Here is a 12,824-nt window from a genome sequence, read left to right on the forward strand (position 1 = left end):
GGTCGCTGTTTAGCGGCCTTTTTTATTGGGAAAATTTAGCCATTAGTTTTAAGCTCAATGTTGTCGAATGGACTCACTACGGCATTTCCGCCGCGTTGCAATACATGCACGTAAATTTGTGTCGTTCGCAAATCGGAATGACCTAATTGGTCTTGAACCGTGCGTATGTCGGAGCCATTTAATAATAGATGCGTAGCAAATGAGTGTCGAAGCGTATGACATGTTACATTCTTTTCAATATGCGCCTTTTGCGCCGCCTTTTGAACTGTTTTTTGTATACCTCTTTCGTCTAAATGATGTCTTCGAAGCTTTTTACTTTCGGGGTCTACAGACAAACGGCTGGCAGGAAATAAATAATGCCAGTTAAGATCATAAGCGGCATTTGGATACTTCTGCCGCAAAGCGTGAGGAAGATATACACCTGCATATTTAGCGTTCAGTTTATCCTTATCTAATATTGATTTGACCAGCTTGCTCTGCGTAATGAGTGGTTGAATAAGTTTGTCTGACATTGTAACAACACGATGTTTCCCGCCTTTACCATTGAATACACGTATGTTCTTAAAGTCATAGTCGATGTCTTTGATGCGAAGCCTCATACATTCCATCAAACGCAGCCCACTGCCATAGAGCAATGATATTTGTAAGAAATGTAAGGGCGGCACGCATTCAAAAAATCGAGTTGTTTCTGCCGGCGTTAGCACTACAGGGAGCTTGGCTTGCTTTGTGCTGTGTATAAAATTTAAGTCAAGAGATAAGGGAGAGCCTAAGTAGTCTTTGTATAAGAAAACCAGTGCATTTAAGGCAACGGTTTGTGTACTTACAGACACTTTTTTCACCGTTACTAAATATGTTAAAAATGACTCAACTTCAACATCACCTAAGATGTTTGGATGCTGAAAGTTATGAAAACGAATATACTGAGCTATATATTTCAAATAGGTATCAACCGTTTTTTTTGCATAACGCTTTAAAAACATACGTTCCGAGACAGCCGAAAGAAACTGAGATTGCATGACTTGTTATCCTTAACAATGAGGTTCCATACTGTAAGAGTCGGCTAAGTGCAAAACATCGCATATGATCGTCTTTCAAAACGCGGTGAAACTAGATTGTTGACCTTACAGGACCAGCCTAATATATTAGTAACACTACAAAAAAGAAACACGACTCAAGTACAGTTTTATTGGGAAGTTGTGTTCGGATAATAAGTTGTTATATTTCATGGAAGGTTTGAATGAAGGTTTTTAAATCAAAACAAGATACCTGGTTGGTTGCCATACTTTATGTCAGTAGCTTAATTTGTTTTTTAGCAAGTGTTTATGTTTTAGCTGAAGACTTTTCTGCTGTTAATATCATAGTTGCGGTTTTTACATCTGTCATCGGTGGAGTCTTTCCGATCTGGCTAATTATGTCACTTCAATATCAAGTCGATGAGAAAAAGTTGAATATTACTTGTGGACCATTCAGGTGGGAAATTGAGCTTTCTACAATTAAATCAGTTGAGCCCTCGACTGATATGATTTCAAGTCCGGCTCTCTCGTTAGATAGACTGCTGATCGTTCACGGAAATGGCAAGGTTGTATTAGTTTCACCAAAAGACAAGGAAGGCTTTATCAGCGCCTTAGGTATAAATGAAATATAACAAAACGATGAAGACGGATATCTGGGAAAAGCGCCCAGCTACCGCTTATCGTAAGTGTTAGTTGACGGGATATATTGAGCTATGATGGAGCCTGTAAAAAGAATCATAGAGGATTCAGACTCCCCACTTGATGGAGAGGTCAAATATGATTTCCCTAAATTGATTTGGAATTTAGGCTTCATAATTGTTGCTTTTATATTTGCTCCATCAACATTTTCGTTATCTGCATTTTTAGTATTTATTCTTCTTACATACTTTTCTTTGCTTATTGGCCATAGTGTTGGCATGCATAGAATGATGATCCACCGGACTTTTCGAAGCCACCTTATGACTAAGCGAGTATTAATCTATATAGGTGTTTTAGTTGGTATGTCAGGGCCGTTCGGTATTATTAAAATTCATGATTTAAGAGATTGGGCGCAAAGAAAGAGGAAATGCCATGATTTCTTCTCGCATAAGGCTAGTTACTTTCAAGATATTTGGTGGCAATTAACATCTAAATTTGAGTTTAATAGCGCTCCAAAAATTGAAATTGAATCTGAAATTAAAGACGATGTATTTCTTCGTTTTTGTGAACGAACATGGAGATGGCATCAACTAGGGCTAGGGATTGTGCTATTTTATTTAGGTGATTGGCCATTTGTAGTTTGGGGTGTTTTTGTAAGAGTAGCAGTGAGCGTTGTTGGTCATTGGACAATCACTTATTTTTGCCATAATCCAGGGCCTGGAACCTGGAAAGTAAAGAACGCCGCAGTGCAAGCATCTAACATCAGAGGTTTGGGGTTAATTACTTATGGTGAATGTTGGCACAATAACCATCATGCTTTTCCTGAGTCAGCTAAAATTGGACTAGAAAAAGGCCAATCAGATCCATCATGGTGGTTTATAATTTTAATGAAGAAATTAGGTCTTGTTTACGACGTGCGGCTTCCAAGATCTAAAACTCTCAGGGATGATTTAGACTATGTCAACTAACAAAACTATGAACCGGATGTTGGCAAGAGCGGCCACCACCGGTTATAGAAAGTGTTAACTTCACGTGTTAGTTGAAATTCAAGGATGTTTTAGTTGTGAGCTATAAGCACAAAGGAACAAATGGGCCCAACGTACCTAAAACGAATATTAAAAGTGGCATAGAGTTATTTTTCCTGCAAGTATTCGCAAGCTTTATATGTCTCAGTTTTGCAACTTATTGCTGGGGAGTAGACGCAATAGTTGGATTTGTTTCTTCTTTGCTATTTGGATTAGCGTTCGCGTTTGTAGTTCTATGGGACATTAAGAACTATGTCTATGACTTAATTACGAAAAATCATATAACAAAGGATTGAGTCAGTGCCAGAAGTTAACAAAAAAATTAAAGCGGACATCGCCAAAAGCGGGCAACGCCGCTTAATTTGGTGTTATAAGGCAGATTAGCATATGAGGTCGATAGCAAAAGACGTCGCCAAACTCAATTTTATAGTTGCTTTGCTATCTGTTTTGCTTTTCATCTATCTCATGCCAACTGATTTGTTGGGAGCAACGGTGATTTTCGGGGCATTTTTGCCATATGTAATATTAAGCTATTTTTTGGGTTTAAGGTTTGGGTTCTGGTACTTGGCTGACGGCGAGAGACCGGGTTTGTTTGAGTTTTTGAGTGTTCCTATTGTCTTAGTATTATTTAATACAATAGCTTCATCTTTTGTATATGGAACGTTCGGATTTTTAAATGCGCTCTTTTTCGAAGATAGATTTTTTACGCTCTCACCATCAATCTCTGGTTATTTTGAATTTCTGGTTTCAGGTATATATTCGGGGTTCATATTTGTAGCGGTAACATCATTAGTTCAAGTCAGTTTACTTTTACTTGGTAGTGCATTCTTCATTGCCAAAGTTAGGAGGGGAGCTTATGCCTTATAACAAAACGTTAAAGCGGATAAAAATAAAAAGCAATTTTTACCGCTTAACGAAGTGTTATACACACTCAGTGAGAATGAATTTTTGATAAATGCGATTCGAAGTCAAAAGAACCTTAAACCATACTTTTATAGAAAAGCTGCGAAAGTTGGTACGTATGGTTCGATTGTTGGCTTCTTCTTAGCATATATCATGTTCTTTAGAGTTTTATCGTTCTTTGATATCGATATTAACCAACCGATCAGAGGAGATGACTTATCGAGCAATCTACAATTCTTGGTATTCGGTGCTATATTAGTTGTCGTGTCTCTTTACATGTCATGTGCATTTTTTGCTGCAATTTATTTTATGCGTTCGCGCAACAAAGGACATATTAGTCGAGACGAGTATCTCGCTATAATATTTAAAAGTACGTATCCAAGTCACTGGCAAAAGGGCAGAAAAACGCGTGTATAACAAAACGTTGAAGCGGACAAAAATAAAGAGCAATTTTCGCCGCTTAACGTGGTGTTAGCTATCTAAAGGGATTAAATAAGGAGATATTTTGAACATAAAGGCAAACGTAGGGACTTTTGACATATTAGGCCATCTGATTTTGTGGTTTATAATAATTATTATTACGCTTGGGATCGGAGCTTTCTTTTTTGCTTACTCGTTCTCTAAATTTATAATCAACAGAACAGAGTTGATTGACCAGCATGGTGTTTCTCATAAACTAAAATGCGATGTCGATTTATTTGGGAGCATCGGACATATTATTTTGTGGATAATAATAACAATTCTAACGCTAGGTTTAGGCTACATTTTCTACTTTTATAAAGTATGGAATTATTGTTTAAATAACAGTTCTGTAGGGTAAACCGATAGCTAACAAAACCATTAACCGGATTTTGGCAAGAACGGCCAAAACCGGTTATGTAAAGTGTTATACCTCGATCAATTGACACTTGTAACCACTTGGGTTACATTTGCGCATGATAAAAAGTTTCCTACATAAAGGTCTTCAAAAGTTCTATCAAAAAGGTAGCACTGCTGGTATTCAGAAGAAGCATGAAAAAAAGCTTAGATTAATTCTGTCAAATTTAGACCAAACTGAAAGTCCTGATGATATGGATTTGCCGGGCCTTTTTATGCATAAATTGAAAGGTGATAAGAAGGATATATGGTCAGTCAGAGTAAGTGGAAACTGGCGTATAACTTATCGTTTTATTGGTAAGGATGTCGAACTCGTCAACTATGAGGATTATCATTAATGACTATTTATAATCCGGCGCATCCAGGTGAAATATTAAAAGAACTTGTGATAGAGCCTCTTGAACTAACAATTACCGACGTTGCAGCGCACTTAGACGTCAGCCGAAAAACACTGTCAAAAGTCTTGAATAGCCGTGCTTCTATTTCGCCAGAAATGGCAGTTCGTCTTGAATTGGTATTTGGTAAGCCTTCGGCCGATCACTGGTTGAAATTGCAAAATGCTCACGATTTATGGATAGCGCGCCAGAATCAATCAGCACTAAATGTAGAACCATACAAGGCTTTGGTGGCGTAATTGCGGTATAACAAAAGATTGAAGCGGATAAAAATAAAGAGCGATTTTTACCGCTTAATCAGGTGTTAGGCATTCAGTGAACAAGGAAGATATTTTAAGACTACTAAAGGGTGTTTTCATTGGCGGTCTTAGTGCGGTAGGTGCACTATTTGCTGGGATACATTCCTTTGTTCTGCTTGGTCAAGATAATGTGCAATATTTGAATTTAATCATTTCATTAGTGGCATTCCTTTTCTTCTGTCTTTTATCTTTGTGGGCAACAGGCTTTTGGGGGCGTTGGGGTATGGTTTTGTTCTTTGTTATTTCTCCAGTTGTTTTAATTATTGATTATGAAATTAACCCTTTCTTTCCAATTGGAGTTATTCTATTTGCATCGGTTTGTTACGCTTTAAGGTCTAATCAAAAAAATGCCTAACAAGCCATTCAACCGGACCCATACTCGCTGGCTGGCGCTCATTCTTCGCGATTTTAGCCAGCAAGTCTGGGCCGTTTAATAGGGGCGTTAGGTACTAATGGAATATATTAAACGTCTAGGTATATTCGGGTTGTTCGTATTGTCGTTTTCTAGCAATGCCATTGATTCTGAATATGGGGCTTTTCGAATTGGAGTGGACACATTCAACTCGTCAACTGGCGTATTTGAAAGGCTGAGTTGTGATGAAAAAACTAATGCAGTGAGTAAGACTGTCGTGTCTATAACTCCAGGTCAAACTGAGCTAATGTTAAATGCAGCGCGAAAAGATATAGCTCGTGGCAATATTGATAGTCCAAATGATTTGGAGAAGATATGTGTAAGTAGTTTTCCGTTCGAAATTTCACTACATTTAAATGACGAAATAAAATCGACTACATGTTTCAATCCTCTTGAAGAAAGACAATCAGAATTTGCTGAGATTGTTTATAATTTTGAAGCAGTTAAAAATTTGAAAGAGTCGAAATGTTCCCTTTATTAAAAACCGTACCTAACAAATGCATTAAGACGGATTTGTCACAAGAGCGGTGCCAAACCGCTTATGCAAAGTGTTATGTTGCTCTCGAGGAATCATGGATAATTTCGAAACTGTAATTATATGGATCGTATTCATCTGGATAGTTGTAAGCTCATTTCTGTTTTCAGCACTCGAAGACAGAATTGTAAAAGGGCTCAAATTACAACTTGGAAATAATGCTCATGCAATTGGTAAAAACACTTTCTCCAATCCATTGCAGAACTTTAAAAACGTAATTTTCTTTTTTAAATACAAGGCCGATGATAATGATTCAGATGAGGTTAAAGCGCTTCTTCGGAAAGGGAGAATTCTCAATATCTTGTATTATGTTCAGATCGCTATTATTGGGATATTTATGATTAACTTCTTTGAAAGTCTAGGGCTTTAGGTGAGGCATTGTTATTCTTCGAACTAATACCGCAACATAACGAAGTGTTGAGGCTGCAGATTTACTCGATTTTTCAAATTTCGGGTCGAAATAAGGGATCGCAAATGCATTGATTGAGTAGAGTTCGTCCTTGACAGAGCTNGAGGCTGTAGAATTACTCGATTTCTCAAATTTCGGGTCGAAATAAGGGATAGCAAATGCATTGCTTGAGTAGAGTTCGTCCTTGACAGAGCTATACAGGAGGTCGAAAAAATGATGGTTTTGACAAAAATAGAAATTCTACAGCCTCGTTATGTGCCATGAGGTTTTAGATGGAAGTTAATTTCCCCAAACATAGGAAGGTAGGCAATACATTTGTTCTGTTTTTCGCCGTTGGCTTTTTAGTTTTAGCTATTTCATTGGCATTGGGCCAAAAAATTTGGTTATCAGCTCTACTTAGTATTTTCTCTATGGTTGTGTTCTTTTATTTGAAAGTAATAAGGCACAGAGGAAAACACGCGAAATTTTTAGATAGTTTTGGTACCAGCATATCCAACTCTACCTTTTATCAAAAAGAATATGCTATTGGCGCAGTTCCTTTCTCAAATAGGTTTATGTCATGCTGCTCAAGAATAGAGGGCAATCAGCTTTTCTTTGGCCGACCTAAGCATTATCGAGCATTAGATTTAGAGAAGATTCATCGCATAGAAATATTAAAGTGTTTAGGCCATGATATTGCTAAACTTGAGGTTCAAAGTTACAAGCACGAGCATACTCTATACATCCCATGGTCGCCTTTATTAGCTGATAAAGTGGATTTTGAAATTGGCACATAACAAGTCAATCAAAACAATCACTGCGTTCGTTGGGACGAATACACGCGGACCGGCTTCGCCATTATGCTCCGCGTGCCTGCGCCCGTTATTGAAAAGTTGAGGCAGCAGAATAACTAACATTTGATTTAGCACCTGAGAAAGTGTGCAGAGATCACACTTAAAACGAGCGAATAAGTTGATTTGAGATAGGAATTTCCATTGCACAGAAAGAGCAATCAACAGAGGAACACGTTTTGGAATAGCCAATTAGTTGTTCTACAGCCTCGTTATGTCACAGGGGTATAATTTATGAACTATTCGATTTTATTTGCATCATTACTAATTGGATGCCTCATTTGTCTTCCGCTATTCAGATATCTGTTTAATGCTGTTTTTCAAAATGCGCCTGAGTTTGACAAAGGTTACAGCAAAGTGAAAAATCGCGATGCAACCGAAGATTTTTTTACTGCTCATGGAAGCCGAGATACAACCGTGAATTCATTTGCGTTTTATAATTTAATCGTACTTCTTTTGCCATTAATTCCCGCGTGTTTCGCCGCTGTCCCTATTTATTTTTTGATCGAATGGATGTTTTAGTATGCAAAATAACAAACGATTTAACTCGCTACGCTGGGACAGTGCTGCGCTCCGCCCATTAATCGGGTGTTAGCCTAAATGGATATGAGGTCTCTTCTGAAAACTTATGTTTTATTAATTCTAATTATCGCAGCGAACCATGCCTTGGCCGATAGTTGGAGCGCACCCACCGAGATGGGTTTCGCTAGCCCTAACTCGAAATACGTCTTGAAAGTGCAGCCTGCTAAATTAAACCTTGAAACACCGCCAGTTGCTTCTATATATGAGTACACTGACGACAAATACACTAGACATGTTAGTTTTGATTTAACCAATGAGTGGTCACCAGTGTTTGCAGTAATATTGGACTCAGGAGTGGTTGTTACTTTTGATAATTGGGCTAGTTTGGGATACGGAGATAATGTAGTTGTTTTTTATTCTTCAGGAGGCGAGCTTCTAAAGTCGTACAGCCTAGAGCAATTATACGCGCCTGCATTATTTGAAAAAGTAAATGAGAATCAAACTGTTTCATCTACTTGGTGGCGGTGTTCAAGCTCTCGGCCATGGGCACATGACAATACCGTTATCGTAAGAGACACTATCGGTGGAACATTTCATTTTAGATCTGACGGCACATTTGATTATTTCGAAACGGGTGGTTGTATTGGCATTGCAGGCTAACAAAAACATTAACCGGACACTGGCCAGAGCAGCCAGCGCCGGTTATGTTAAGTGTTGAGGATGTAGAAAAAACTAAGTAACAAAATGGGTTTAGAAAGTTCTACAATTAACGCACAAAAAATGCGCATGTACGTGAATTTCAGATAGGAAAAAGCATTGAACTTTAAAAATAATCAACACAGAACGCAGTCCTATTTTTACGTTTTGTTTTTTCTACAGCCTCGTTATGTGTTATGAAAATTCAAATTAAAGTTGTATTTTTGACAATTTACTTCGTGTCATTTTCTGCGTTTTCGCATGTTGATACCATCTTAAAGCTAGAAGGTGGATCGTTAATTGGTTTGCCTGAAGAATTTTCACCTGCTTCAATGGATATTGCGCAAGGCATTTTGGAAATCGCAGGAAAACGATTGAAATTTCCAGATTGTATTAGCAACTTCTTCGACTTTCGTAGTGAAGATTTGTTGATTACCGCTTCTTGGTATCACGAGACTTTAGATGGGTCTTTACCAGCCTATATCACTCTCGGTACAACAGAACAGTATCCTGATAATAGTCTGGTAATTGATATTGAGAATTTAGTACCAATTCCTTCGGAGTGGGGTTTTGGAAAATCAGAAGACGAAAAAATATGTGTAGAGAAGTTTGTAAATGACGGCACATAACAAGAAATTTAAGTCAGTCACTGTCGTTCCTTCGGACAATTTGTATTGGCTAAAACCTGCATTTCACTGCGTTCAATTTTTGCAGATTTTAGCCAATACAAATCGCCGTTTAATTAAGTGTTGAGGCTGTAGAATAACTAGTTTTTGATTTAGCACCTGAAAAGTTGTATAAATATTTTACTGAAATCGCGCAGCTACGTTGATTTCAGACACGGATTACCATTGTATAGAAAGAATAATCAACGTAGGAACGCTGCTTGAAATAGCGATTTAGTTATTCTACAGCCTCGTTAGCTATTCAAAATAGTAAAGCAGTGATATGGCAAAACTAAAGAAAAAGATGACGACTGCACAGAAAGTTGCAAAGCGAAAAGCCAAGCGCGAGCGGCAAAAGAAATATATGACGGCTTTTGTGAATGGAAAACAAGTAAGAATAAAAAGACCTACTTTAATCGAGGGTTTGCCAATTGATGAATTTATTGAGCAAAATGGTGACCCAATACTGTTTCACGAAAATGAAATGTGGGAGTCCATTGATGAGCGTCCTAAAATTTCAGAGGATATGGCTCAGCACGATAGCTAAAAGGATTAAGACGGATTTCCACGAAGAACGTTGTCAAACCGTTTATCCAAAGTCTAAATCTACTCATTCTGATCTCCTTCTTAGTTTGTTCAACACAACTATTGTAGCTCTGGCTTAGCTAATCCGCGAATAATTGCAGATCAGCATCTTTGAAAGTGGCTCGTGGGGAGTCATTATGTCTGTGTATCAAGGGATATTAATGAATATCGAATTCGAAGCAACAATCGTGGATTATGGCGAGGCTATTGGTGGTGATATTATTCAGGTATTATTTGCTGAAGGTGAAGATGAAGATTTATTTAATCCCACGAACCGCTATCTCTGCTTTGCCTCCAATTATGAACTTGATGCCGGTACTCCTTGTTAATTTGCACCGCTATGGAGCCATNGTTATTGAAAAGTTATCTCTCTATTTGACGGAGAGGCTTTTTGTACATACAATGTATTCACGATTAAATTCGAGTGGAATGAAGTTAAAGCTGCTTCAAATCAAGTAAAACATGGAATCTCATTCAAAGAAGCAAAGTCTGCATTTTTTGATGAGAGAGCTTTGCAGTTTTTTGATAACACAAACTCAATACTTGACGAAGACCGCTTTCTTTTATTAGGAATGAGTAACGCTTCAAAACTACTTCTTATTTGCCATTGTGAACGAAAGGCGGGGAAGTCATTCGTATAATTTCAGCAAGGAAGGCTACAAAATCTGAATCAAAACTTTATGGTGATTTATGAAAGCCGAATATGACCTAAGTAAACTTCAATCCCGCAAAAATCCTTATGCGAACAAGCTGAAAAAGTCAGTCACGATTAGATTAGGAGAAGACATAATTGGATATTTCAAGGGCATGTCTGAGGAGACTGGTGTTCCATATCAAAGTCTAATCAACTTATATCTTAAAGATTGTGTTCAGCAGCATCGCAAGGTTGACATAAGTTGGCAATCAGAGATAACAAAAACATAAACCGGACACTGGCAAGAGCCGCCAGCGCCGGTAATGTAAGTTGTTAGCGACATACGGAGCTTATTATGAGAATAATATTAATCGTTTGGATGATAATAGTACTTTCATCTTGTCAAAGCACCTCTAACACACGTGATATCGTGGGTAAAAAAATTGGAGTGGATTACAAACTCTATGAATCATTAAGTCTGTGTCATTCGCATCTTGGTTTTACTGTTTTTCAGAATACAAAAGAAATCTATGATATCGAAACAGACATAAATGAATTAGTGACAGCTGGATACATGAAGGGAATAAAACAAGCTAACAATTTACCCATAGAGGTGGATTCTGGCATTCGATGGAGCAACTTTCTAAGCTATTCGTCTTGGGATTCTAGTGCAACACTCAATAATAGTGGCTTAGAGAAACTCGATAATGTATCAAAAAAATATGATTTAGATTACCTTCTGATCGCTAGGGACTATGAGGTGTTTTTTAAAGGAGAAGCATGCAATGGCGCTTGGTTCAATACCCAAAATGGATCGGTTCGCAGTTTTGTGCCTATTTACGTCGCGTTAATTTTTGACGCAAAATCAGGTGAATACGTTGGGACTACCTTTATTACAAATGACAATCATAAGAGCGCTTACGATGCTGTGCAGGATGTTTCAAAGTTAAATGAAGCTGAAGTAAGAATGCTCACTGACTACTCAAGAGATGCAGCGACTATGGCAATTACTTCTTTTTTCGAAGTGAAATGAGCTGATAAGGCACTGAGAATTGAATGGGTGATTCGACTAATTTAGCAAAAGCAAGTATTCGTTTTCTTAGCTTGAATAAGCTACAAGCATTGACTCTTGAGAGGGAAGTTATAGGGGCGTCTCAAAGCAAGCATTTTAAAAACGACTGTTATGTCGGATGTGTCACTCTAATGGACGATAACTTAGAAGATATTGTGCATTTTTTTATACGTCAACAGTTAAAAATCGACGACTGTGATTTGTTTATTTCTGTATTTTCGGATTTGGATTCAAATATCGTTGATGTTCCAAATCTGGTCAATCGAATGCTTAAGTACATTGACTGTAGATTAACCTTTTCTTATACGGTCGCAGAAGATGATATATAGCAAATCACTGATTGCCGGCGTTTTTGCGGATATCGCAGCGATTTGCGGCTTATCCAAATGCTTGATAACAAAGAGAGCCCACTAATATGGAAGTTTCAGAAACCTTCGGTGATGAAGCACGAATTCAGCTTAATTTCTTCTCATTTATGACAATTGCAATTTGGGTTTGTTTTGGCGCAGCAATTACTTTTGCTATTACTTTTCACTTTGTAGTTTCATTCGCTGCCTATGAGGGTAACGGAAACCCCAATGCGATGTTTTGGTTTGCTAGTTTAATGTATGGGTTTATGGGTTTCATATTTTCACTGATAGGTGCTGCCGTGGTGTATCATCCTTATAAATACTGGTGTGAAAAAATGCGAGGGCAACGTGTTAGAGGTAAAATTGCGCTCATCAACAGAGGCGAGTAACTTACTCATTCGTGATTTGTTAACATGGCATTGGTGTTGTTGCAAGGCCCAGGGGTAGTATGAGAAAAGTCATCATTTTTGGAAATTCAGGCTCTGGCAAATCTACTCTGGCCAAAAAACTAAAAGCTGAAGGTCTGGCGCACTTAGATTTAGATACGATTGCCTGGCAGCCAAGCATGCCGCCTGAAAGAAAAGCGCTAGATGAATCACAAAAGGCACTTGCCGAATTTGATGCTAGCAACGACTCATGGGTGATTGAAGGCTGCTATACCGACCTCCTTGAGATGGCAGCGAATCTTGCTTCAGAAGCAATATTCATGAACCTCGAAGTAGATTTATGCATCCAAAATGCAAAGAGCAGACCCTGGGAGAGACATAAATATCCCTCAAAACAAGCGCAAGACCAAAACTTGAGTATGTTAATTGAATGGATTGCTCAATATCCTAAAAGAACAGATACTTTTTCAAAGTCGGCTCACGAAGCCTTATTCTCAAATTTTAATGGAGTAAAGGTTATGCTTACCGAGAACTTGTAGTAAGCATGCTTTATTTTATTTTTATGTTGTTGAGCGCCG

At 38.0% G+C, this 12,824-nt stretch carries 21 protein-coding genes; 20 read left to right on the forward strand and 1 reads right to left on the reverse strand.

All coding sequences use genetic code 11. The features are described from left to right. Nucleotides 1-35: 35 nt before the first annotated feature. Complete coding sequence (locus tag AB9H30_RS15315; protein ID WP_371195574.1) at nt 36-1,016, reverse strand: integron integrase; 981 nt, start codon at nt 1,014-1,016, stop codon at nt 36-38. Between the two features lie 221 nt (nt 1,017-1,237). Here AB9H30_RS15315 and AB9H30_RS15320 point away from each other — a divergent pair, with 221 nt between their 5' ends. From AB9H30_RS15320 to AB9H30_RS15415, 20 genes are all read left to right on the forward strand, one after another. Next, complete coding sequence (locus AB9H30_RS15320) at nt 1,238-1,645, forward strand: PH domain-containing protein (protein ID WP_371195575.1); 408 nt, start codon at nt 1,238-1,240, stop codon at nt 1,643-1,645. Between the two features lie 81 nt (nt 1,646-1,726). Beyond that, entirely contained in the window at nt 1,727-2,620 is an 894-nt protein-coding gene (locus AB9H30_RS15325) for an acyl-CoA desaturase (protein WP_371195576.1), read from the forward strand. 444 nt (nt 2,621-3,064) lie between these two features. Then, nucleotides 3,065-3,544, forward strand: coding sequence for a hypothetical protein (locus tag AB9H30_RS15330; protein ID WP_371195577.1), 480 nt, complete (start codon nt 3,065-3,067; stop codon nt 3,542-3,544). A gap of 541 nt (nt 3,545-4,085) precedes the next feature. Next, entirely contained in the window at nt 4,086-4,400 is a 315-nt protein-coding gene (locus tag AB9H30_RS15335; protein ID WP_371195578.1) for a DUF6693 family protein, read from the forward strand. A gap of 115 nt (nt 4,401-4,515) precedes the next feature. Next, the gene (locus AB9H30_RS15340) at nt 4,516-4,794 is read left to right on the forward strand and encodes a type II toxin-antitoxin system RelE/ParE family toxin (RefSeq protein WP_371195579.1); all 279 of its coding nucleotides are present in this window, start codon (nt 4,516-4,518) and stop codon (nt 4,792-4,794) included. Beyond that, complete coding sequence (locus AB9H30_RS15345; protein ID WP_195734298.1) at nt 4,794-5,090, forward strand: HigA family addiction module antitoxin; 297 nt, start codon at nt 4,794-4,796, stop codon at nt 5,088-5,090. The genes AB9H30_RS15340 and AB9H30_RS15345 overlap by 1 nt, the downstream gene beginning before the upstream one ends. Nucleotides 5,091-5,166: 76 nt before the next feature. Further along, nucleotides 5,167-5,505 (forward strand): hypothetical protein, encoded by a 339-nt coding sequence (locus tag AB9H30_RS15350; protein ID WP_371195580.1) that lies wholly within the window; start codon nt 5,167-5,169, stop codon nt 5,503-5,505. 97 nt (nt 5,506-5,602) lie between these two features. After that, the gene (locus AB9H30_RS15355; protein ID WP_371195581.1) at nt 5,603-6,043 is read left to right on the forward strand and encodes a hypothetical protein; all 441 of its coding nucleotides are present in this window, start codon (nt 5,603-5,605) and stop codon (nt 6,041-6,043) included. Nucleotides 6,044-6,134: 91 nt separating this feature from the next. After that, nucleotides 6,135-6,467, forward strand: coding sequence for a hypothetical protein (locus AB9H30_RS15360; protein WP_371195582.1), 333 nt, complete (start codon nt 6,135-6,137; stop codon nt 6,465-6,467). A gap of 311 nt (nt 6,468-6,778) precedes the next feature. Beyond that, nucleotides 6,779-7,282, forward strand: a complete 504-nt coding sequence (locus AB9H30_RS15365; protein WP_371195583.1) for a hypothetical protein — start codon at nt 6,779-6,781, stop codon at nt 7,280-7,282. A 654-nt stretch (nt 7,283-7,936) separates the two neighbouring features. Continuing rightward, on the forward strand, nt 7,937-8,518 hold the full coding sequence (locus AB9H30_RS15370) for a hypothetical protein (protein ID WP_371195584.1): 582 nt from the start codon (nt 7,937-7,939) through the stop codon (nt 8,516-8,518). A 233-nt stretch (nt 8,519-8,751) separates the two neighbouring features. Next, nucleotides 8,752-9,183 carry a hypothetical protein gene (locus AB9H30_RS15375; RefSeq protein WP_371195585.1) on the forward strand — a complete coding sequence of 144 codons (432 nt, stop codon included), beginning with the start codon at nt 8,752-8,754 and terminating at the stop codon, nt 9,181-9,183. 319 nt (nt 9,184-9,502) lie between these two features. After that, nucleotides 9,503-9,766 (forward strand): hypothetical protein, encoded by a 264-nt coding sequence (locus AB9H30_RS15380; RefSeq protein WP_371195586.1) that lies wholly within the window; start codon nt 9,503-9,505, stop codon nt 9,764-9,766. Between the two features lie 175 nt (nt 9,767-9,941). Continuing rightward, entirely contained in the window at nt 9,942-10,133 is a 192-nt protein-coding gene (locus tag AB9H30_RS15385; protein WP_371195587.1) for a hypothetical protein, read from the forward strand. Between the two features lie 84 nt (nt 10,134-10,217). After that, the gene (locus AB9H30_RS15390) at nt 10,218-10,445 is read left to right on the forward strand and encodes a BrnT family toxin (RefSeq protein WP_371195663.1); all 228 of its coding nucleotides are present in this window, start codon (nt 10,218-10,220) and stop codon (nt 10,443-10,445) included. 49 nt (nt 10,446-10,494) lie between these two features. Further along, a complete protein-coding gene (locus AB9H30_RS15395; protein WP_371195588.1) occupies nt 10,495-10,728 on the forward strand; it encodes a CopG family antitoxin in 234 nt (77 codons plus the stop codon). A gap of 65 nt (nt 10,729-10,793) precedes the next feature. Continuing rightward, the gene (locus tag AB9H30_RS15400; protein WP_371195589.1) at nt 10,794-11,471 is read left to right on the forward strand and encodes a hypothetical protein; all 678 of its coding nucleotides are present in this window, start codon (nt 10,794-10,796) and stop codon (nt 11,469-11,471) included. A 23-nt stretch (nt 11,472-11,494) separates the two neighbouring features. Beyond that, nucleotides 11,495-11,839 carry a hypothetical protein gene (locus tag AB9H30_RS15405; RefSeq protein ID WP_371195590.1) on the forward strand — a complete coding sequence of 115 codons (345 nt, stop codon included), beginning with the start codon at nt 11,495-11,497 and terminating at the stop codon, nt 11,837-11,839. A gap of 86 nt (nt 11,840-11,925) precedes the next feature. Then, nucleotides 11,926-12,249, forward strand: coding sequence for a hypothetical protein (locus tag AB9H30_RS15410; protein ID WP_371195591.1), 324 nt, complete (start codon nt 11,926-11,928; stop codon nt 12,247-12,249). Nucleotides 12,250-12,308: 59 nt separating this feature from the next. Further along, nucleotides 12,309-12,785: a shikimate kinase gene (locus AB9H30_RS15415; protein ID WP_371195592.1), complete on the forward strand. Its 477-nt coding sequence runs from the start codon at nt 12,309-12,311 to the stop codon at nt 12,783-12,785. Nucleotides 12,786-12,824 lie beyond the last annotated feature (39 nt).

Source organism: Glaciecola sp. SC05, from assembly GCF_041380235.1.
In the GTDB taxonomy this organism is placed as follows: domain Bacteria; phylum Pseudomonadota; class Gammaproteobacteria; order Enterobacterales; family Alteromonadaceae; genus Glaciecola.